16 protein-coding genes and 4 pseudogenes are annotated in these 20,267 nt (G+C 68.7%); 9 read left to right on the top strand and 11 right to left on the bottom strand.

Going from position 1 to position 20,267, the window contains the following annotated elements:
• The first annotated feature begins 101 nt into the window (after positions 1-101).
• Positions 102-254 (top strand): hypothetical protein, encoded by a 153-nt coding sequence (locus tag ACFZDI_RS10605; protein WP_234750221.1) that lies wholly within the window; start codon positions 102-104, stop codon positions 252-254.
• Positions 255-365: 111 nt separating this feature from the next.
• Here ACFZDI_RS10605 and ACFZDI_RS10610 read toward each other — a convergent pair whose 3' ends face one another.
• Positions 366-788 (bottom strand): Hsp20/alpha crystallin family protein, encoded by a 423-nt coding sequence (locus tag ACFZDI_RS10610; protein WP_234750222.1) that lies wholly within the window; start codon positions 786-788, stop codon positions 366-368.
• Between the two features lie 518 nt (positions 789-1,306).
• Between ACFZDI_RS10610 and ACFZDI_RS10615 the strand changes: the two are divergent.
• Positions 1,307-1,983, top strand: a pseudogene (locus ACFZDI_RS10615) (HdeD family acid-resistance protein).
• 131 nt (positions 1,984-2,114) lie between these two features.
• Here the strand turns inward: ACFZDI_RS10615 and ACFZDI_RS10620 are convergent.
• A complete protein-coding gene (locus ACFZDI_RS10620; RefSeq protein WP_391249278.1) occupies positions 2,115-3,017 on the bottom strand; it encodes a diacylglycerol kinase family protein in 903 nt (300 codons plus the stop codon).
• Positions 3,018-3,627: 610 nt separating this feature from the next.
• Here ACFZDI_RS10620 and ACFZDI_RS10625 point away from each other — a divergent pair.
• The gene (locus ACFZDI_RS10625) at positions 3,628-4,863 is read left to right on the top strand and encodes a SpoIIE family protein phosphatase (protein WP_391249280.1); all 1,236 of its coding nucleotides are present in this window, start codon (positions 3,628-3,630) and stop codon (positions 4,861-4,863) included.
• 250 nt (positions 4,864-5,113) lie between these two features.
• Here ACFZDI_RS10625 and ACFZDI_RS10630 read toward each other — a convergent pair.
• Positions 5,114-5,260: pseudogene (locus ACFZDI_RS10630) on the bottom strand (IS5/IS1182 family transposase); the annotation flags it as partial.
• Positions 5,261-5,602: 342 nt separating this feature from the next.
• Between ACFZDI_RS10630 and ACFZDI_RS10635 the strand changes: the two are divergent.
• Positions 5,603-6,247: a hypothetical protein gene (locus ACFZDI_RS10635; RefSeq protein WP_391249282.1), complete on the top strand. Its 645-nt coding sequence runs from the start codon at positions 5,603-5,605 to the stop codon at positions 6,245-6,247.
• Positions 6,248-7,162: 915 nt separating this feature from the next.
• Positions 7,163-8,917, top strand: a complete 1,755-nt coding sequence (locus tag ACFZDI_RS10640; protein WP_391249284.1) for a protein kinase — start codon at positions 7,163-7,165, stop codon at positions 8,915-8,917.
• A gap of 655 nt (positions 8,918-9,572) precedes the next feature.
• Here the strand turns inward: ACFZDI_RS10640 and ACFZDI_RS10645 are convergent.
• Both ACFZDI_RS10645 and ACFZDI_RS10650 read right to left on the bottom strand, forming a co-directional pair.
• A complete protein-coding gene (locus ACFZDI_RS10645) occupies positions 9,573-9,818 on the bottom strand; it encodes a hypothetical protein (RefSeq protein WP_391249286.1) in 246 nt (81 codons plus the stop codon).
• The gene (locus ACFZDI_RS10650; RefSeq protein ID WP_391249288.1) at positions 9,809-10,069 is read right to left on the bottom strand and encodes a YrhB domain-containing protein; all 261 of its coding nucleotides are present in this window, start codon (positions 10,067-10,069) and stop codon (positions 9,809-9,811) included. The genes ACFZDI_RS10645 and ACFZDI_RS10650 overlap by 10 nt, the downstream gene beginning before the upstream one ends.
• A gap of 57 nt (positions 10,070-10,126) precedes the next feature.
• On the opposite strand from ACFZDI_RS10650, the pseudogene ACFZDI_RS10655 reads away from it, so the two are divergent.
• Positions 10,127-10,318: pseudogene (locus tag ACFZDI_RS10655) on the top strand (IS5/IS1182 family transposase); the annotation flags it as partial.
• A 217-nt stretch (positions 10,319-10,535) separates the two neighbouring features.
• Here the strand turns inward: ACFZDI_RS10655 and ACFZDI_RS10660 are convergent.
• Entirely contained in the window at positions 10,536-11,753 is a 1,218-nt protein-coding gene (locus ACFZDI_RS10660; protein ID WP_391249290.1) for an MFS transporter, read from the bottom strand.
• A gap of 222 nt (positions 11,754-11,975) precedes the next feature.
• Here ACFZDI_RS10660 and ACFZDI_RS10665 point away from each other — a divergent pair, with 222 nt between their 5' ends.
• Together ACFZDI_RS10665 and ACFZDI_RS10670 are read left to right on the top strand one after the other, a co-directional pair.
• Positions 11,976-12,104 (top strand): hypothetical protein, encoded by a 129-nt coding sequence (locus tag ACFZDI_RS10665; RefSeq protein ID WP_268839088.1) that lies wholly within the window; start codon positions 11,976-11,978, stop codon positions 12,102-12,104.
• Positions 12,105-12,198: 94 nt separating this feature from the next.
• A complete protein-coding gene (locus tag ACFZDI_RS10670; protein ID WP_391249293.1) occupies positions 12,199-13,716 on the top strand; it encodes an aKG-HExxH-type peptide beta-hydroxylase in 1,518 nt (505 codons plus the stop codon).
• A gap of 127 nt (positions 13,717-13,843) precedes the next feature.
• Here the strand turns inward: ACFZDI_RS10670 and ACFZDI_RS10675 are convergent, their stop codons facing one another.
• Positions 13,844-14,122, bottom strand: coding sequence for a PLP-dependent transferase (locus ACFZDI_RS10675; protein WP_391249295.1), 279 nt, complete (start codon positions 14,120-14,122; stop codon positions 13,844-13,846).
• A 383-nt stretch (positions 14,123-14,505) separates the two neighbouring features.
• Here ACFZDI_RS10675 and ACFZDI_RS10680 point away from each other — a divergent pair, with 383 nt between their 5' ends.
• A complete protein-coding gene (locus ACFZDI_RS10680) occupies positions 14,506-17,364 on the top strand; it encodes a hypothetical protein (RefSeq protein WP_391249297.1) in 2,859 nt (952 codons plus the stop codon).
• Between the two features lie 82 nt (positions 17,365-17,446).
• Here the strand turns inward: ACFZDI_RS10680 and ACFZDI_RS10685 are convergent.
• The 4 genes and pseudogenes from ACFZDI_RS10685 to ACFZDI_RS10700 all read right to left on the bottom strand — a co-directional run.
• Positions 17,447-17,560, bottom strand: a pseudogene (locus ACFZDI_RS10685) (IS481 family transposase); the annotation flags it as partial.
• Between the two features lie 146 nt (positions 17,561-17,706).
• The gene (locus ACFZDI_RS10690; RefSeq protein WP_234847187.1) at positions 17,707-18,093 is read right to left on the bottom strand and encodes a hypothetical protein; all 387 of its coding nucleotides are present in this window, start codon (positions 18,091-18,093) and stop codon (positions 17,707-17,709) included.
• Between the two features lie 414 nt (positions 18,094-18,507).
• Positions 18,508-18,966 (bottom strand): hypothetical protein, encoded by a 459-nt coding sequence (locus tag ACFZDI_RS10695; RefSeq protein WP_391249299.1) that lies wholly within the window; start codon positions 18,964-18,966, stop codon positions 18,508-18,510.
• A gap of 489 nt (positions 18,967-19,455) precedes the next feature.
• Complete coding sequence (locus ACFZDI_RS10700) at positions 19,456-20,157, bottom strand: FadR/GntR family transcriptional regulator (RefSeq protein WP_234847185.1); 702 nt, start codon at positions 20,155-20,157, stop codon at positions 19,456-19,458.
• Positions 20,158-20,267 lie beyond the last annotated feature (110 nt).

The following is a 20,267-nucleotide window of genomic DNA, read 5'->3' on the forward strand; positions in this document are numbered from 1 at the left end:
GCGGCACCATCGGCACTCACGTGTGAGCTGAGGCATTGCCGGTTCACGCGGTCGGCCTCCACGATGACCGGACCAGACGAGGTCAAGGAGGGCAGCTCCTCATGGGTCATCATGTGCACGTGCGGCTCAGCCAGGGGCTGAGCGTGTCGGCCGATGGAGAACTGATCGAGCACTCCCGCTGCCGGTGCGGCGCCACCTTCACCAAGGTGTTCGACGCGGAGGACGGGAAGCCGGAGGACGGGGCACGCGGGTAGCCATGCTGTCACGTGTCGGCGCCCCGTGGTCGCCGATGGAGAAGGGGCAAAGACGGCGTCAGGGCCCCGGACTGATGCCCGAGGCCCTTGAAGAGAGGAGTGTCTGAGGCGTCAGCTGTCCAGTTCCTTGCGGTTGCTGCCGCCGCTGATGGTGATCTTGCGTGGCTTGGCCTGCTCGGCGACCGGGATCCGCAGCTTCAGCACACCGGCCTCGTAGGAGGCTTCGATCTTGTCGACGTCGAGGGTCTCGCCAAGGAACAGCTGCCGACTGAACGTCCCGACGGGCCGTTCGGTGACCACGGTCTCGGTGTTCTCGCCGTACGCCGGCTTGCGTTCAGCCTTCACCGTCAGGACATTGCGCTCGACATCGAGATCGATCGACTCGGTGTCCACGCCCGGCAGGTCCAGCTCCACGAAGAACGTGTCACCCTCGCGCCAGGCATCCAGCGGTGTGCCCGCCGGGTGTGCGGCCGTGCCCCAGACGCGCTCGACGAGCCGGTCAAGCTCGTGGAAAGGATCCGTACGCATGAGCATCTTGTCATCCCTCCTTCACGTCGTTCCTGCGTTCAATCCGCTCCACATCTGATGTACCACTACGCCGGAAAGTTGACAAGCATCCGCTCAACCTTGACCCGGCTGTTCTGGGCGATGACCTGCCGCAGGCTCCTGCTCGCCCTTGCCGCCGAAGGGGACGAACACGTCCATGAGCGTGGGCATCAATCCAGCTGTGGCCTTCCGCTCCGTGATCGCGGCACCGTGCTGCTCGGTGTGGCCGGCACGCTGATCGCCATTCGGTGGTAGCCACTCCCGCAGACGTTCTCTCAGTGCATCGGCGAAGCGGTACGACGTAGCGGATGATCTGCAGCCACAGAACGGCCGGCGTTACCCGCGCACGGAACGGTCCGTCGCTGTTCGCGCGGCTGCGTCGTCTACTGCGCCACCGCGGCCGTTCCTGACCGGGCTTGCGAAGGCCGCCGCCAGGTGCATCGGAGCCGGGTGGGTGACGATGGAGGTGTACGGCCGACCGTGCTCTTCCAGGAGGAGGCAGCGGCATGACTTATCCCTCTGATGCCTCGGGCGTCGGCCTCCACGCGGCAGCGAGCCACAAGACGCTCCCTTGACCGAAGGCCTGGGTGCGTTGGCGAACATGGGCTGGCAGATCCTGCTCACCATGGGCCTGGCCACGATCGCTCTGGGCGTCGTCGTTTTCGCCTGGCCGGAGGAGACGCTGCGGGTCGTCGGCGTACTCTTCGGCATCTACCTGCTGGCCACCGGCGTCTTCCAGCTGGCCGCCGCCTTCGGCACGCACGTCCCCCGGCATCTTCGGGTGCTGCACTTCCTCACGGGTGCGCTGTCCGTCCTGCTGGGGCTGATCTGCTTCCGGGGCACCCTGCAGTCCATCTTCCTGCTCGCCCTGTGGATCGGCTTCAGCTGGCTGATGCGCGGCATCATGGTGACGGCAGCGGCGGCCTCCGCCGAGGACACGCCGGCACGCGGCTGGCAGCTGTTCTACGGGATCATCAGCACTCTGGCGGGCATCGTGCTGATCGTCTCGCCGTTCACCTCGATCGCCGCATTCACCCTGGCGGTGGCCGTCATGGCCGTGGTCCTCGGGGTGGTCGAGGTGTTCCAGGCCATCAGGATGCGCGTCGAGGTCGGCCGCCTCGCTCCGCGCGGCACTGCCACACAGCGGCGGCCCCTGTTCCACCGCCCACACCCCCAGCACTGATCACCGGGACCGGACCGGGTACCAGATGATCCGCGAAGGCGGACGGGGCGAGCGGAGTGCAGCGCGTGCGCACGCTCCGCCGACCCCGGCGGGGCAAGGGATGCGGGAGTCCGGCACTCGGGGACGTCCTCTCAGTGGCGCCTCGCGTGCTCCGGCGGCATCCCCGGCCGGTCCTTCGGCAGCAGCAGACGCAGGGCACCCGGCCGGATAGCGCACACGACGGGCAGAGGAAGCCGCATCGCTTCGCCGTCGACGCCGGCGTCAAGATGCGGCGCCTCGCCGTGCAGTGTGATGCCGGGAGCAGACCAGACGACGGCACCATCTTCCGCCGACCCGGCACCGCGCTTGTCCTGTAGCAGTTCGCCGCGCAGATGCCGCAGGAGATCCGGCGGGGCCTGCGCCCGGCGCTTGAGAACGATGACGCCCAGCTGTCCCGTGCTGAGGGAGAAGCGCCGCCCCAGCCAGCGCGGTGTGGCCAGGTGGTAAGGGTTATTGGAGATCAGCACCACCTGCGGGAACTCGATGGTCCCCCATGGTGTGTCCATACGGGCCTCGACCCACTGCTTGCCCTTTACATAGTCGGGTGCCACTGCGGCGAACGCGCGCGGCTTGTCCTCCCGGTACCCGGGCTCCAGCAGGGCATCGGCGTACACGCCGAAAGAGACGTTGTTGACGAAGACACGCGAGCCGAGCACGCCCAGGTCCACCTGCGCGGGCTCACCGTCGATCAGGGCGTCCAGCGCCCGTCCCGGATCGCGCAGATCGAGGCCCAGGTCCCGGGCGAAGTGGTTGCGGGTACCCGCCGGGACCACGACCAGCGACCGGCCCGTCTCGGCGGCCACCGCGGCGACCGCCGACACGGTGCCGTCACCGCCGGCGACCCCCAGCATCTGCGCCCCCTCCACCACGGCGTTCCTCGCGAGCGACGCCGCGTCCTCCTGCGTGCTGGTCGTCCAGACCTGGGCTCCCATGCCCTCGGCCCGCTGTTTCAGGCTGTAACGCGACGCCTTGCCGCCGCCCGAGCGTGGATTCATCACGATCACCACCCGGGCGACTGTCCGAGCAATGGCCATCACCGCATCCCCTTGCGGTGCTCAGGCGGTGACATTGAGTGGCCAGCCCATGTTCGCCAACGTCGCCAGGCTTCCGCCGAGCAAGGGTCCTGAGATTCGATGTCGTGCGGGCGAATGGTGCCGGTGGCTGCTGCGGCTGCACAGGGGTAGGTCATGCCACCTCCCCCTCCCGGTAGAGGGGTGGATCGGTTCCCCTCCATCCTCACTCCGCCCAGCTCCGTATTGCCTGGCGGGAGGTGGGCAACGGAGATTTGCCGAGTCGGTGCCGTCGCCCTGGACCGCTTGGGGCGATCTCTCTGCGATGCCGGCAGGGCCGGGAGTTCCTCGCCCCAGCTTGCCGACGCCTCGGGCGGAGACTGCTCCAGTGCGCACCCTCTGGCTCACCCTCGACTGCGAGAACGAGCCGGGGCCCGGTCGGCGGGCAAAGCCCCAGCTGGGGAGCAGTAGCATCTGGGAGCCGGTCGGAGGCCGCGGTGCTGGGCGAAGGAACGCGAACGAACGAGCCCTGGCGCCGGATCGCCCGTAGATTGGAACTCCAGGCAGTCGCGCTCGCGGCCACGGAGAGCGCGTGATGACAGCGGACATCGATTTCACGGCGTTCTTCGACGCCACCCCAAGCCCGTACCTGGTGCTGGATGCGGACCTGGTGATCCGCTACGTCAACCCGGCCTGCCTGCGGACTGCAGGCCGGACCAAGGACGAGTTGATCGGGAAGTACTTCTTTGACGCCCTGCCGGAGAATCCCGGCTTCCGCAGCGACGCGGAACGAAACCTGAAAGCCTCCCTGCACCGGCTTCTGAGCACCGGGAATCCGGAAACCGCGGTGCTCCAGCGGTACGACGTTCCCGCCCCCGATCAGCAGGACGGTTTCGAGGAGCGATGGTGGTCCGTGATCCACACCCCCCTTTACGGACCTGACGGCATGGTGAAGTGGATCATCCAACAGGTAACGGACGTCACGGCCTTCGTCCACTCACCCCGGGCACGTCAGCTCAGCAAGGAGTCGCCCGAACGAACGGAGGGCATGGCAGCCGAGCTGTACGCGCGCGCCCGCGAGTTGCACCGGCTGAACCAGGAACTACGCCAGGCCCACGCCCGCGAACAGCAGGTCGCCATCACCCTGCAAGAAGCCATGCTCTCCGTCCCCGACCTGGACCGGCACACCAACATCGCCGTGCGCTACCTGCCCGCGACCGCGTCACTGAACGTGTGCGGCGACTGGTACGACGTCGTCGACCTGCCACCCGACCGCTACGCCGTGGCGGTCGGAGACGTCGTCGGCCACGGCCTGCACGCCGCGGCCATCATGGGCATGCTCCGCAGCGCCCTGAGCGCCGTCATCCGCGCCATCCCCAGCCCTGCTCAGGCCCTGGAAGTTCTCGGCCTCTATGCCCGCTCCGTGGACGGCGCCATGGCCGCCACCGCGGTCAAGGTGCTCATCGACACCCGCAGCAGACTGATCATCTACAGCAACGCCGGACACCCACCGCCGATCCTGCTCCACACCGACGGAACCTGCGAACAGCTGGACCAGGCCACCGACCCGCCACTCGGCACACGCGAGCACCACGTCCCCCGCCCCCAGGCCGGCCTCCCTTTCAGGCCGGGAGACACCCTCGTGCTGTACACCGACGGCCTCATCGAGCGCCGCGGCGAGGACATCGACGTCGGCCTGGACCGCCTGACCACTGCCCTGGCCCAGGACCGAAACCTCGCCCCTGACCTGCTGGCCGACTCGCTGCTGACCCGGCTCGACGTCGCCGGGGGCGCCTCCGACGACATCGCTCTCGTCATCATCCGCCTATGACGTGCGCGACTTTTCCGTAGCGCCCGGAGATACTCCAGCCCGGATCAGGAAAGGCACTCATCGCGCGGCGGCCAGTTCGGTGTGGATCTGCTCGCGCAGTTCCCGGCCTGCTGTGGTCGCGGCGTAGGGCTCGGCTTTTCCGAGACAGTTCGCCGAGCCGGTCGGCGACGCGCAGGGACCGCACCGCTCGGCCAGAGCTGCCGCGACCAAGATGGTCGAGCGCCGGCGTCTGAACTGCCGCCAGTCGACGCCAGCAGATCAGCGAGCATCCGAGGCTCAGGAAGGCTTCAGGGAGGTCGTCTCGAATCTCCCATCGGATGCGCAGGCGGCGGAACCAGTCCAAGTGAGCGAAGGTACGTTCCACGACCCAGCGCTGGACACCCAGGCCGCAACCGTGCCCGGCGATCGGCATCGTGGACGAGGGGCTCCGATTAGCGGAGCCGGGTTACTTGCCCCGTGTCCGCTCCTGATGGCTGACGGCACGTCGACCGCGATCGGTGATCCGAATGGAATGGCCCGGGTTTGGGGAGGCTGCTGGCGGTGGTGTGTTGAGCAGAGGCCGGGGATCAGAGCTCGGGACCGTGGGACCTGGGAGGGGTGGCGAATGGCTCGCTGGTGGGGGAGAAACCGGAGATCAGAAGGCGCCAGAGCCGTCCCCTCGGATCAGGACCCGTCAACGAGCACCGAGTACGGAACGCTGCCCGGGCAGGTCGAGAAACCTGACGGGCCGCGGACGGTGATGCTGTCCGTGCACCGCAGCGGTGTCATGCTGAGCGCGGGCGATGGCGGCGACGGGCAGGCGGCCCCCGCCCCTCGGATGTATCCCTGGGCGGAGATCACTCACCTGTGGTTCGCCAATGATCTCGAGGGACACTCCTCAGCGGGCGACACGGTCGTCACACAGTGGTTGTACATTCAGCGGCTGGAGTTCGCTGACGGCACCGTCGTGACGTCCCGACTGGCCGACCCACCGGTCACCACCCCGGGGGATGTCTTCCGTACGGGCCAGATCGCCGACCGCCCCCCTTCCTCCATCTGGCCACTGATGGCTCACATCCACACCCATGTGACGGAGGCGCAGCTGGCCAAGGCCAAAGCGACTCTGGCGGCGGGAGGCCGGGTGGACTTCGGTCCGCTGACCGCTGACGGAGACGGCCTGGACTACCAGGACATCCACATACCGTGGGAAGACATCACTGTGCTGCGCTACAGCTTCGTTCACGCAAGCGTCGACGAAGACGAGCTGGGCGCGTATCTGCGTATGGAGTTCCGCGACCGCGAAGCCGGCGCATACGGTTTCCCTTTCCGGTGGCTGCGGATACCGGCCCTCGACGTACCAGACGTCGAACTCTTGGAGCAGCTCGCTGCGGAACGTCGCGCCTGAAGTTCCCGAGTCAGTGCCCCCCATGCGGTCGACGAGGGCGGCCAAGAGCTCTGCTCGGGAGGTACGTTCGTCAGCCGGGCCGCGACCGTCGCCCAGCTTCTGCAGCACCCATCCCGAGGACCGGCGTTCCCCGAGTAACTCGTGGACGACCAACTGCCGGCGGCTCCAAGCGCTCGGTGACGACTTGTCCGTAGTCGGCGCCGTCGACCGACCCCACATGCTCAGGCGCGCACCCACTCCCGGTATTCCACCTTCTCCACACAGCCGTGCAACCTGGTGGCCCACCGCAAGGGGCCACGCACGGACAGCGGAAGCCGGCGCGCGGCCGGTTCCACTCGATAGGTCTCCCGGGCCGATCTGCACTGAGGAAGTTCATGAGGTGGCCTCTAGCGTTCTCCCCTCACCCGGTCCCACCCGGCACCGGCCCGCCAACTCGTCCCGGACCCAAGGTCGTTCGGCAGAGTCGGGGAGCTGCCAGCGTTGTGTACCCCCAATGACCATCGATATGTCCTTCGCCCAGGTGGGCTCCCCGATGGGGCACGATCAACCCCGGTGGAGCGGGGTCTCGTTACCATTCCTGGACAGGTGGGAGACGCTCACCACGGGCCTGTCCGCGACGGCGACAGCGGTGTCAGCGTCACGGCCCAGCGGTCAGGCCACGGTAAGACGAGTTCCTACCACGTCGCGCTGGGCGACGACGCCGACGGGGAATTCCTCCTGCAAGCGCTGCGCAGGGCAGTGACGGAAGCAAAGCAAGGCTGAACCAGAGCACCGCACCGCCCCCGCGTAGGACAGAAGAACGATGCCCAGCCACACCACCGGATGAGACCGCCCGGCCGACGAACATCCCTCCACCGGGGCCGTGCCCCGCACCTCTGTGAGGCCGCGCCCCACGCATCCCGTAGGCTCCCGGCCATGAACGACGGGGAATCCGGCAGACGGGTCATAGACGGGCGCTTCGAACTGCAAGGGCGGCTCGGGGGCGGCGGCATGGGCATGGTGTGGCGGGCGCGCGATCTCGTCCTGGACCGAGACGTGGCGCTCAAGGAAGTACGGCCCTCCGATCCCGGACTCGCCGAACACGATCCGCAGGCCGCGGCCATGCTCCGGGCCCGGGTGCTGCGCGAGGCACGGGCGCTCGCCCGCGTCGACCACCACAACGTGGTCACCATCCACCACGTGGTCGACACCGAGGCCTACGCCTACCCCTGGCTCGTCATGGAGCTGGTGACCGGCGGATCGCTCCAGGACCGCCTCGACAAGAGGCCGCTGGAGCCCGTCGAGGCCGCTCGGCTCGGCCGCGAGGTGCTGGCCGCGCTGCGCGCCGCGCACGACGTCGGCATCCAGCACCGGGACGTGAAGCCCGCCAACGTCCTGATGCGGCCCGACGGCCGCCCCGTCCTCACCGACTTCGGCATCGCGGCCATCAGGGAGTCGACCTCCCTGACCATGACCGGGTCCATCATCGGCACACCCGACTACATGGCGCCCGAGCGCATCACCGGCGGCGAGGGAGGCCCCGGCTCCGACCTCTGGTCGCTGGCGATGATGCTGTACGTTGCCGTCGAAGGACACCACCCACTGCGCAGGGGAACCACCCTGGCGACGCTCGCGGCTCTCCTGAGCGAGGAGCTTCCGCCGCCTCTGCGGGCCGGAGCGCTGACCGGCTTCCTGAACGCCGTGCTCGTCAAGGATCCTGCGCGCAGAGCGGACGCGGAGACCGCCGACCGGATGCTCGCCGAAGTGGCCGAGGGCCGCGGCGCGGCTCCCGGCGCTCTCGACGGGGCGGGTGCGGCCACTTTGTACCGGCTGGCCCCTCCGCCGGTCTCGACCCCCACACCCTCGGCGCCGGCCGGGTTCGGACCGCCCGTGGGCTTCGGCCCGCCGACCGGCTTCGGACCTACCGGACCGCACGACGCCGTGCCCCGCTCCACCGGGCCGTCGACCCCCGCCCCGACCCCCTACCCAGTGGGCCCCACCCGGCCGACACGGCCACGACCGGGAAGCCGGACGAAGAGCCGCATCACGATCGCTTCCTCCGTCGTCGCGACCGTTCTGGCAGGAGTCCTGACGTGGACCCTGCTGCCCGACGGAGAGCAGAACAACGGTGCCAAAGCAGCCGATCCGACCGCCTCGGCCTCGACCGGCGCGAACAACCCGGCCTCCGCACCGCCGAGAGCGTCCCGGTCAGCATCGGTTCCCCAGGCCGACGCCAAGACGGACCTGCTGACCCCGGACGGCATCCGGACGGCTGTGAAGGAGATCAAAGCCGCGACGGGCACGGACCGGGCGTCCGACCTCACCGTCTACCCGGGCTACGTGTCCGCGGAAATCATGGTCAAGGGCAGCGACACCAAGTACGACAGCTACACCTACCGCCCGGGTGAAGGCGTCCGGAAGGGCATCATCAGCAGCGCGCTCATCGGCGGCGAACGCCCGTTCCGCCTGGGCGACTTCGACTGGGACGTCCTTCCCCCCTTGCTGAAGCGGGCGGAGAAGGACCTGAACGTGAAGCGGCCGACGATGCGCTACGTCCTGGTCCGCCCGGCGGACGACACGTTCGGCACCCCGCTGGGGCTGGCCGTCTATCTCGCCGACGAGCACGTGACCGGCTACCTGGAAGCCGACCTCAAGGGCAAGGTGACCCGGGTCATGCCGGCCCAGGACTGATCCCTCGCACACGCCCGACCGTCTGCAGAGCGTGAGCCCGAGGTGTGAGCTGGAGAGAACGCACGGCCACGGATCGGGTGGTGGTGGCCATGGGAGAGCCAGTCCTGTTCAACGAGGCGATGCTCGAAGCCCGTACGCGCGGTTGCGCCGCTGCGCGAGACCCACCCCGTGCACTACGCCGACCGGATCGGCGCATGGATCGTCACACGGCACGACTACGTCGAGCCCATCATCCGCGACCCCGTCTTCTCCTCGGTGATCACTTTCGACGCCGCGGCGGCGACGGGGGACCGTTGCGGCACCTGCACGCGTGCGTCCACTCCAGCTTGGTCTCCTCCGACCCGCCCGGCCGCACCGGGCTGCGGCGGATGCATGGCCGTCGGACGGGGGAGCGACGTCCTGGAGGCTTCGCAGGTGCGGATCCACTCGGCCGTCGGTGGGGTCGTGGGGCGCCGTGTTGCTGGAGCTGGGTGCGTGCAGACCGGATCATCAACCTCATGGCGCCAGGCGCGTGTCCTCACCGATCCAGTTGGGCACCCCTTTTGCATCGTCAAAGCAGCTGATTCAAGAGCACGACGGAGGTGGGCCCAGCCATGCATGCCTACGAAAGAGGGGGGACTACACGCGGGGACAGGACCAGGGTGGTGACGTTCTGTCACGCAAGCAGGATGCGTTTGCTGAGGAGTTCGAAGCCCGCGCGGCCGAGCATCTGGCGTTCGACCATCTTGATCCGGTTGACGTGTCCTTCGACGACGCCGGAGTCCCAGGGCCGTGTGCGGCCGGCGGTGACGGCGTCGATGTCCCGTTCGAGGTGCTGGGCGAAGTGCCGGAGGCGAAGGGTTGTCCCGTGACTGTGGTTGCGGGGCAGCGGCAGCCTCGTCAGGCACTCGGCTACCTCCACAGATGCCGCTCTTCCAGAGTCCCGAACCGCACACCTCCGCGTTCAAGGTCGACGAGGATGGGCCAGCAGTCCAGCAATTGTTGTCGCGCATCGCGCGAGGCGAGGTACTGCACGGAGTTGTAGGGCGCGATCAGTAGCCCGTCGCTCTCGCGGACTCGCTCAATGTCGATGGCGAGAGGCGGCTCGTCATCGCGCTGGCTGTGCGCCAGGAACTCCACCGCGAGCTGCAGGGCCTCGTCCTGCTCCATCATCCGTCTCCAGTCCGTCGGAGCGACGAAGGCACACTAACGGCCTGCGATGATCTTCGCGTGGCTGGTGTGATCACTGCGTCGGAACCGTCCTGGACAGCCCCGTTCACCGGGCTGAGCCCGAGGCACTTCGCGAAGCTGGTGACCGTTCTGCGACACCAGGGCGCGGATGCCGTTCGCAACCGGCCGTGGAGTCTTCCACGGGAGGACCGGGCCCTGCTGGTCGCGGCTTACTGGCGCACGAACCGGACAAGGAGCCGGTCGCGGTGGATTCCGCCGCCAAGTAACTCCCTTTCCTGCCGCTGAGCAGCAGAGCTGCCTTCGGCCGCACAGCGGCATCGGCCTCGGCCGTCGGCCGTTGACTCGGTCGAGGGTGTGGGCACGCACGACACAGGTGGCTGTTATCCGCAGGGCGCCGCTCTCCGGCCAGACGCGAGCGAACCCGAACAGCCGGCCACTGATCCACTCGTTACTTGATCACCAACCATGCCGCCATGCACACCGTCGCGAGGCCCGCGAGCGCCATGGCGTCACCTGAGCCCGTGAGCTCGGCCACGGCACCGAACAAGACCGGCCCCACCCCCTGCACGGACATCAGCCCGGCGGTCAGCAGTGCGAACGCCTGGCCGCGACGGGCCTCCGGGACCGCTTCGAGGAAGGGCCGCTGGAGCCCAAGTGCGTAGGCGAACCCGGTACCGGACACCAGGAGCAGTGCCGCGCCGACCACGCGCGACGGCTCCAGCGCGAAGCCGACCAGAGGCAGGCCCAGAACCACGATCAGCGGGACGACCAGGTGTTCCCGGGCGGCTGGCCGGAGGAAGCGCCCGATGGCCAGGTCACCGACGAACATGCCGAGGGGCAGGCACGCGAGCAGCAGTCCGGCCGAACCGGCGGGCATGCCGTGGCCGCTCGTGAAGGGGACCACCAGGCTCTCGGCGCCGGCCACGAGCGCCGGTGGCACCCACTGGGCGAACAGAAGGCCGCGCACCCTCGGTTCGGCGAGCAGCTTCGTGGTGCCGGACCAACTGAGACGTAATAGCGAGCCGTTGGTCTGTCGTGCCTCGTGGCCAGCCGTCTGTTGAGCAGGGGGCAGGTCGGGCAGTTGAAGGCGGACGGCCGCAGCGGCTGCCAGATAGACGCCCGCGCTGACCAGCAGCGCCCTCTGTGGGCCGAGGAACCCGACCGCGGCACCGCCAGCGGCCAGGCCGGCCAACTGGGCCGCGGACACGGACATGTTCGACAGCGAGCGCCCCAGGACGTAGGCGTCACCGGTGAGCCGCTCGGCAATGAGCCGGTTGGACGCACCGCTGACGGCGGGCGTCGTGAAGGCCACGGCGGCGATGAGGAACAGGACCGCCGCCACCGACAGGTGGGTCGCCCCCATCACGGCGGCCGCCGCGCACTGGATTCCGTATCCGACGGTGATGACCCGGCGCGGGCGGGCGCGGTCGGCGAGTGCGCCGAGGAGGAGCGAACCGGCTACCTGCGGGAGGAAACCGATGCCGAACGCCAGGGCGCCGAACAGGGGTGAGCCTGTCGCCGCGAAGACAAGGGTTGACAGGGTCACGATACGGAGAGAGTCGGCGGAGACTGTCAGGATCCTGGTCACGAACAGCAACCGAAACCGCCGGTCGGATAGCACTTCCCGGTAGGTGGCCCGCTGTTCGGGAGTGGGGGCGGAGGTCATGCGCAGCAGGGTGGCTGGCCCTCAATGAGTCGGTCCATCGTTACGCTCGGGGCGAAAGACGACAGAGTTTCCACCAAGTCTGACGGGGTGTGGGAGGAAATCGGGGACAAAAGTCCCATTGGCTTGAGACCTGGTATGGCGAAACATGATGTTCCGGCGGGCTGCTTTCTGGCCTGTCAGGGTCCGTACTGTCAGTGAACAGAGGGGATGGAAAACATGCTGGTGGACACCATCGAAACGCCGGAGCTGGCTCCGCAGACGTACCTCGACGACGACTCTGCGCTGGTCGCCGTCGACGCGCCGGAGGAGCGCGCCTGGCTCCCGTCCTACCAGGCGGCCCGCACCGCCTGACGCGTGACCGGTCGGCATCGTACCCACGGAAGGGCCCGATGCCGGCCGCTGCCCCTCCCGCGTCCGTCATCCCGCTGCCGAAGGACGGTTGTCGTTGCCTTCTTCACCCTCCGCTGAGCCGGTCACGGACCGGGCAGCGCAAGCCGACACGTTGCTTTGCGCCGACCGGCAGTTCGGCGATTCCGATGCCATCCGCGCGCGCAACCTCGCCCGGTTCCGCTTGGGCCTGACCATGCTGGCGCGACATGACGGCGAGGCGGCGGACGTGCTGCGGACGACGGCCGCCGCATCAGCGGAGCGCCTCCGGCCGCTGCTGTACGACCCGGTGCTGCGCAACTGCCTCGAGGTCGACCTCGCGCGGCTGGAGAACGACCGCCTCGAGCGCAGTTCGTTCGGCTTGTACGTGCGTGGCCACCTGACTGTTCCGGCGGCGGAGATCCCGTCCTCGCTGGGCCCCTGCGAAGCCCTCATCCATCCGCACCGGTCTGCCTGGCCCGGTCTCGGGGACGCCTGGGTGCTGAGCGAGCCGACACCGCAGGGCCCCTCCCAGGACATGCTGGCCGGGCGCCTCATGGAGTTGTACCGCGATGCGCTCGGTGGGGGCCGGGCGGGCAGTCCTGTCGATCCGACGGACGCGGAGCGTGCCGTCCTGCGGGACGGCGCGGAACTCCTCGCGACGCTGCTGCCTGCCTCGGGAGCTGGTGTGCTCGGGCACGTCACCATGGTGGGTTTCACCCGCCGCGCGAGTGAAGAAGGCCCTCTTCAGTCCATGTCGGGCGGCGATCCACTTCCTTCGACGGTGCTCCTGGCGCCCGAACGCTGCACGTCGCCGTGGCTCATCGCCGAAAGCCTTCTGCACGAGGGCGCCCATCTCAAGCTCTTCGACGCACTCCGCACGGGCTCCTTGGTCAGGAACGCCACCGAGACCGTCCCCATTCCGTGGCGGATCGGTTCTTGGACTGTCATCAGGGTGTTCGTCGCCCTGCATTTCTATGTGCACCTAATGGTTTTCCGGGCCGCGGCCGAGGGGGCGGGCGAGGTGATCCGGGAAAGGTTCGGCGCGCCCCCGTCGGTAGAGGACCTGGACGAGCCCAGTCCGGGCACTCCCGCCGCGCTGAGCGGGCAGTACCGCACCAGTGCGGAGAGGGCCCGCTACCTCGCCGAGTGCGTACTGTCGCTGCCCGAGCAGTCCCTCACCGAGAACGGGCGCCGGTTCGCCCGCTGGCTGCTCACCGCCCTGCGTCTGGTGGATGTGGACGCGCCGGACTCCGACGAAGGGGTCGAGGTCGGGGGCACGCGGCTGCCACAAGCGGTGCCATCTCAGGAGATTGCGTCGGCAAGTGCTCTGCGTCGCGTCACGCCGGTGGACGCGTGCGCTCTGCCCGACCTGGGGCAACTCGTGGTCAGCACCGTTCGGTCCGGACGGATGCACTGGTTGAACGCGCGCTCATGGACGGTCTATTCGCTGTGTGACGGGCGCGACCTCGACTCGTTGCACACAGCCTACGCCGGAGCGGCGGGTCTCCCCGTCGGTTCGGAGGAGGCTGGCCGGCACGTGACCGACAGCTTGCGCCTGCTCGTGGCGGCCGGTCTGGTCAGGCACGACACGTGACTGTCCCGCCCGAGGTGCGCTTCCCCCCGGCCGATACGGCTCCTCCCGCTGGACGGCGAATTGCTCCTCACCCGGGGGCACCGACCGCCGCGCAGGCGTGAACGGATCGGTGCGGGCGGTCGATGGGTCAGGAGGCGACGGAATCCCCGGTCCGGGACAGGACGTGAGACAGCGACTGATCCAGGTCCTTGACGACGGCCGCGACGTCGTTGCTGTACCCGAGGGCCAGTCGCACCGTGCCGCGCGGGACTCCGATGCTCACCAGTGAGTTGTCGGAGTACTCGAAGTAGGTGAAGGACGTGCTCTGTTCGACGAGAGTGTGCGGTGCGCCGAAGTTCGAGGCCATGAAGGGCACGCGCAGGCGGTCGACGACCTCCGCGGTCTGCTCCTCGCTGGCGACCAGCACCGATCGCCGTGCCCGAGGAATACGACCTGAGTGACACGACTGTTCGATCATGTCGTCGTATGCCCTGCCGGCTCGCCCTCTTGCGCCGCAGGGTTCGCCGTGCCACCAGTGCCTGTTGCTGCCTGCAGAAGTGTTCACGCAGCTCCCAGTGGCTGTTCTCCCTCCGCGGGATATAGACACAGCTAGACCTTACAGCCGTGCAGGCAACACGTTCCCGGCATCTCTTGCTGATCACCAGTCCCTCACTTCGGCAGCAGCAATGTGGGCGAACTGCGGTCACACCCCATCAGAAGGAGTCGATAAGCAGCAAAGCCTCCGTATGGCATATTCCGTTCATAGACTCACGCAACACTCCACCGAGGGATGCCACTTGGAGGTTCCGCGTGCTGCACTCACCTCTCGGCGACGAGCAACAGCTCGTCCTGCCCGTCGGCTTCGACGAGATCGTCCGGGTGATCGACCGGTACGTCGCCGACCGGCGGACTGGTCTGCCACCCCTGTCACGATCCCGCGGACGCCGACTGCCGGCCCTGCTGCTGGCCCGCGAGCCGGATGGCGACCCGGCCGCAGGCGCTGCGGAGCCGGATCCGGAGCTCACCGCACTCGTGCTGGCATACGGGCAGCGCCTTGTGTCCCCGGCCGGGAACGTGACGACGCGACATCTGGCCAGCCTCGCGCCGCATGCCGTCATCGACGACCTCCGGCTCATCCGGGGCGGCGCGCGGGAGGACGTCGTGGGCGGGCCGCACGTGCTGCTGCTGGAGGACGTGGCACGGCAACTGCGCACCTCCATGCCAGAGGGGGCCGGGGCCCTGCGGCTACCCGAGTTCGACACGTGCCTGGCGGTGCTGCGCGCTGACCTCCCGCCCGGGGACGCGGAGGAGGAGCGGCGGGCCCTGCGGGGCATGCTCTGCGACAGGTACACCCAGCGGTTCCAGCCGGCCGCCGAGACCGCGCAGCTCGGCGAGGCCGTGGGCGGAAAGTGGGGCGCGGTCCTGCAACTGCTGACCGTCCTTCCGGGCGGGCTGCGGCGTCGGTGGTACAGCGTGCGCCTCGACCGACGCCACCCGTGGGTGGGCCGCATGCTGGGCCAGACCGGCCGGAGCTTCCTCAACGCGGCGGCAGGACTGCGCGCGGCGCACCAGCACACGCTGGCCCAGAACGCGGCGGAGAGCCGTCATCCGGAGGCGGCTTCCCTGGCGGCCCGCGACGAGGCAGTGGTCCGCCAGGTCCTCCTCACCGCGCTGATCCGAGACCTGGCCAGGGCGGCACGGCCACGGCTGTGGAGCCGCCTCCGTCCGCGGCGCAGATGGGCCTTCGTCCTGCTCCTGCCGACCGTGGGCGGCGAGGGATCCGCCTGCCGGAAGTTCCTCGACACGTACGCCGCCGTCTCCCGCGACAACGGCTCCAGTCCGCTGCTGGTCCTGGGCGCCGCCACGGACGAACTACCCTCGTACGCCGCTGGTCTGCCGCGCCAGACCGTGCAGGGCGTGCAGGGCGGCACCGACGCCCACCGAGCCGGCCGGGCGGCGGCCGCACTGTTCTCGGCGGCGGTCGCCGGCCGGGCCGCCGATGCCGTGCACGTGCTGCCCCTGCCACGCACGCCCGACGACGGCACCGCGGCGGAACGGCTGGCCTCGCACCGCGCCGTCCACTTCCGTCGCCCCCGTCGCCTCGACTGGGCGCGTCCGGTGGCTGCCGCCACCGCTGCGGCGGTGCTGTGCGCCGGTGGCGTCGCCTTGTCCAGGGAGCTGGTGGGGCTCTTCTTCGACGAACATCCCTCGGCTGTCGGGCACCCCACCTCCTCCTGTCGGCAGGTGCCGACCGGCGAGGTTGTCGGCCTCACCGACGGCATCGACGGCTGCGACCTGGCCCATGGCCTGTACGCGCCGGACCTCAGAGAACTGGTGCGGACCCTCGGCCGCCAGAACGCTCAGGTGGACACGGACCGGCCCTACCGAACGCTCGTCTTCTTCGCGCCGCTGAGCGTCGGCTCGGAATCAAAGCGCACCGTGCCCACGGGCTTCCAGATGCTGCGCGGAGCGCTGCTCGCCCAGAAGCAGATCAACGATCGCCACCTGAAGTCCCAGGTGCCCGTGCGGCTGCTCGTCGCCAACGCCGGCGAATACTTCCGCTACGGCTCACGCGGCGGCCTCAATACCACCAACCGCAGTGACGTGGACGTCACGCAAATGATCATCGACCGGGCGAGCAAGGACCACATCGCGGCGGTCATCGGACTCGCCCAGAGCCGTCCGGAGTCCCAGCAGGCCGCGATCGAACTGGGGACCCGGGGCATCACGGTCCTAGGAACCGGCGTCTCCGGCCAGCGCATGGTCGAGGGCAACTCACCCGTGTCGTACTTCCAGCTCTCACCGCCCAACGCGCGCATCGCCAAGGTCATGGCCGCCTTCGCTCGCCACTCGCCACGGCTGCGGACTCTGGCGGAGCCGGCCTCCGGCCACGCCGGTCCGGCCGCCGTCGTCGTGTTCGATCCTCGGGACGAGTACTTCAGCGCCGACCTCGCCCACCGCTTCGACGCCGCCTACCGCTCGACCGGGCCTGTGCACCTCGTGCCGTACGGCGAGAAGGAAGACGGGCGCCCGACGAGCGACGTAGCCGAGACCGTCTGCACGTTGGTCCACCGCACCAACGGCTTCGTCCTCTACGCGGGCCGCTCCGGCGTCATGGAAGACCTGTTCCACTCCATGCAGGGCGACCGGGAATGCCGCGCCCGCCAGGGCCGCGTGGCGGTGCTGGCTGAAAGCCCCGCCCCGGGCCTGACCATGCATCCACGGCTGATGTCGCAGAGGTACGGCGGGCTGACCCTCTTCTACAGCCAGTTCAGCCGGCCGGCCCCTGACGGGCCGTTCGCCAGATCCTTCCGGGAGGCGTTCCACCTGTCCGCGGAGAGCGACGCCGCGGTGGGCTACGACGCCGCCAACATCCTCTCCGAGGCCATGAACGCGATCTTCACCACGGACCGCTCCTTCTCACCCAGTGCGCTCGTGACCTACCTCCAGAATCCCGGCGTCCGTGAGTACGTCGGGGAATCCGGGGTCATCACACTGGACAGCGGTCACAACTATCCGCCGAACAAGGAGATCCACATTCGCGAGATAACCCCCGAGGGCAAGCGGGTCACAGACCTCACCTGCGGAGTGCTCGCCGATGGCGCGCGAACCGTCACCACCTGGGGGCCCGGCGGCCGCTTTTCCTGCCCGGTGGATGAAGTCCCCTGATGATGGCTCAGGCCGGAGCAAGACGAAGCATGAAGTGTGTTGCGGAAGGCTTGACGGCGGACATTTTGCCTGTCTGGGTGGGATGTTGAGGGTTGCGGTCGTGCATGCTTGTACTGCTGTGGCGGCGGTAGCGGTCTGCCCAGCGGGCGGCGGTGGTGTGGCTGACCTGGAAGCGTTCCGCGGCCCGGCGCACAGGCGGTGGGACAACGGGGGCCCCTGGCTGCCGGTTGTAGATGTCGCCATCCACACCGAACCCAGAGGCCCTCGCCCTGGACGCGCCTCGGCCGCTCCGAGTGTCGGTGAGACGCTCGGAGCGGGCCGGGGCCGGTCGAGGTGCCGGCGTCAGCAGGGCTGGGGGATGCCGTTGCCGATGTGGGTGGGCACCGGGTCGGTCTCGCTGTAGATGTCGGTGTCCTTCATCCAGCCCCACTTGCCGTTGTCGGCCTGTGTCCAGAGCCACCGGTTCGGGTGTGGGCCGCCGATGTAGGCGCCCGTGTCCCTGCGGCACTCGAACCAGCTCGGGTTCGAGTACATCGTGCCGACCGGACGGCTGGTGTCGGGAGTGGCGTAGACCGTGGCCCCCGAGACGTTGTTGCAGTACATGCGCATGCCGCCATCACCCCACCAGCACGGATTGGCTGCCTCAGCCGTGCCGGAGAAGACGGTCCCCAGAGCGGTGAGTGCCAAGCCGGTGACGACGGCCGAGAGCTTGCGCGCGGAAGTCTTCAAGGTGATCCCCCTGTGGTGGAGTCGGCGGTGCGTGGTCAACAAGGACGCACCGAGGTGGTCTCGCTGATAGTCGAGGTGTTCTTCTGCAGCAGGTTGCACTGTCATTGTCACGACGGGCCTGCGTGGGCGTGCTGCTGAGCGACGCCGAGCAAGCCGGGTTGCTGACGCCTTCTCCCCGGAGGGCGGCTCGGCACAGTTGTCAGTGGAGGTGTCGAGGACGCCCAGAATCGGGAACGCTCGACGCTTCGGCCGTATGAGGTGTGCTTTCCAGCCGACCGCAAGACTCATGGCAATGACGCCCCGTCCGGAAGCACCCCGATCGCGAGGCAGTTGCTTCCAGTTGGGTGTGCACCGCGGCTGCGGGCGGACGGTCACCGGGCGGCCTGTGGCAGGGGGCTGCCGACCGCACGGCTGTTACCAGATTCCGCTCTGGACGTACGGGTTGACGGCCCGGAGATTGCTGTCGTAGCTGGCCCTGAACACGTAGTTCGGGTCGGACTGGGTGAGCCACCCTGACGTGTGCGCGTAGCCGGTGCCGTCCGACAGATAGGTGCCGTCGGCGAAGGACCAGGTTCTGCCGCCGTCCCTGCTGATGTCCAGCCAGATCCAGCCACGCGGGTCCCAGCCGGAGCCGACCAGCCGCCCCCAGCCGTACTGGTAGCCGTTGTAGTAGCCGGAGCGGAGCTCGATGCCGACCGTTCCACGCTGGTTGGGAGCGTGGGTCAAGCGATTCGTGGTGGCCATCACCTGGTCGGTGTTGATCGTCGCGGGTGCCGCTTGGGCGGGTGTGGTAAGCGCCGCGACTCCCAGCGCGCCCAGCGATCCCGCCACCGCCGCGGACCCGGCCGACCTCAGCAGCGTCCTGCGATCCATGGAGCGACTCATGCGTTCCCCTCGTCTCGAAAGGTAAGGCGGTGACCTACGGACAGCGCCTTGGACAAACCCTAGCGAGGCAGCGGCTGCTCAACTCCTGACAGATGTCAGGGCAACTCCTGTCCTGGGGTCGCCGCGAGTCACTCGGAACGCGAGTCCGAGACCCCTCCGCCATCACGGTGCTGGAGGCGCTGTCCGTACCCTGGAACGCCGTGGGCTTCCTGGGAGGGCCGAGGCACGGCCGCGTGGGTCATCAGCGGCATCTCCGTGCCCTCATGCGTCAACACCGAGGTGGACGGGGAGAGCGCTTGGCACCCGGCAGGAACCTCCACGCACTTGCTGCGGGAACCGACCGAGTGGCCCAGCCTGCCGAGAACACTTCCCCTCGACGCCGAACGGGCCCGACCCACTGGCTTCTTGTTCTTGGACGCCGACCACCGCTGCTGCGCGCGCCTGGCCCGTCTCACCACGGACGGTGGGACTACGGCCTTATGGTGCTGCGGGGTCTGCGCCGTCCATGATCTTCTTCACGATGTCCTGGTGGAAGCCGCGCACATGTGCCTCCACCAGATCGCCGGCCGCCTCCGTGTCCCCGGCCGCGATGGCTTCGTAGATCGCGTGGTGTTCCGCCCGCAGCCGGGAGGCGACCTTCTCCCAGTCGTCGAGCTTGTTGAACACAGTGAGCAGGGTGTGCCGCACCGCATTGCGGACCGCGATGGTCATGTCAGCCATCAGCCGGTTGCCCCCGGCCTCGGCGATGGCAACGTGGAAGTCGGTGTCGCAGTCGTTGAAATGCTCTCGGGGCAGGCTTGCGTCGTCCATCCGGAGCAGGGGATCGCGGATGCGCTCGAGACCGTCCTCGGTGACGAGTTGCGCGGCCAGGCGAGCGCTGGCCCGCTCCAGCGTGGCGCGGGCCTCGACGACGTCACCCATCGGAAAGTTCGCCAGCGCGATATGCAGCCGCAGCAACTGGGTGAGACCGGCGTCCGGCATGGCCGCAATCACGGTGCCGGAGGACGGCCCCGTCCCCACGCGTGAGCGCAGCACCCCCTGGGCCTCCAGGACGCGCAGCGCCTCCCGCACCGCGGCCCTGCTGACGCCGAGCATGTCGACGAGCTCCCGCTCGGGCGGCAACCGGTCACCGACTCGCAGTCGGCCCGCGAGGATCTGCTCTTCGATCCGGGCCAGCACGAGTTCGAAGGTGCGTGAGCGGGGCACTGGCTCCCAGGCAGCAGCCATGTCAGCCATAGAAAGCCCTTTCCCGCGTCTCGTAACTCCCTGCGTGTTGATCATAGCTTGAG

Origin of the sequence: Streptomyces sp. NPDC007907, from assembly GCF_042959365.1 — a bacterium.
Lineage (GTDB): Bacteria > Actinomycetota > Actinomycetes > Streptomycetales > Streptomycetaceae > Streptomyces > Streptomyces indiaensis.

Coding starts and splice junctions, on each gene's coding strand:
- ACFZDI_RS10660 (WP_391249290.1), bottom strand. CDS start 11,753: ATGACCTCCGCCCCCACTCCCGAACAGCGGGCCACCTACCGGGAAGTG.
- ACFZDI_RS10640 (WP_391249284.1), top strand. CDS start 7,163: ATGAACGACGGGGAATCCGGCAGACGGGTCATAGACGGGCGCTTCGAA.
- ACFZDI_RS10620 (WP_391249278.1), bottom strand. CDS start 3,017: ATGAATCCACGCTCGGGCGGCGGCAAGGCGTCGCGTTACAGCCTGAAA.
- ACFZDI_RS10650 (WP_391249288.1), bottom strand. CDS start 10,069: ATGATGGAGCAGGACGAGGCCCTGCAGCTCGCGGTGGAGTTCCTGGCG.
- ACFZDI_RS10625 (WP_391249280.1), top strand. CDS start 3,628: ATGACAGCGGACATCGATTTCACGGCGTTCTTCGACGCCACCCCAAGC.
- ACFZDI_RS10635 (WP_391249282.1), top strand. CDS start 5,603: ATGCTGTCCGTGCACCGCAGCGGTGTCATGCTGAGCGCGGGCGATGGC.
- ACFZDI_RS10695 (WP_391249299.1), bottom strand. CDS start 18,966: ATGGATCGCAGGACGCTGCTGAGGTCGGCCGGGTCCGCGGCGGTGGCG.
- ACFZDI_RS10610 (WP_234750222.1), bottom strand. CDS start 788: ATGCTCATGCGTACGGATCCTTTCCACGAGCTTGACCGGCTCGTCGAG.
- ACFZDI_RS10605 (WP_234750221.1), top strand. CDS start 102: ATGGGTCATCATGTGCACGTGCGGCTCAGCCAGGGGCTGAGCGTGTCG.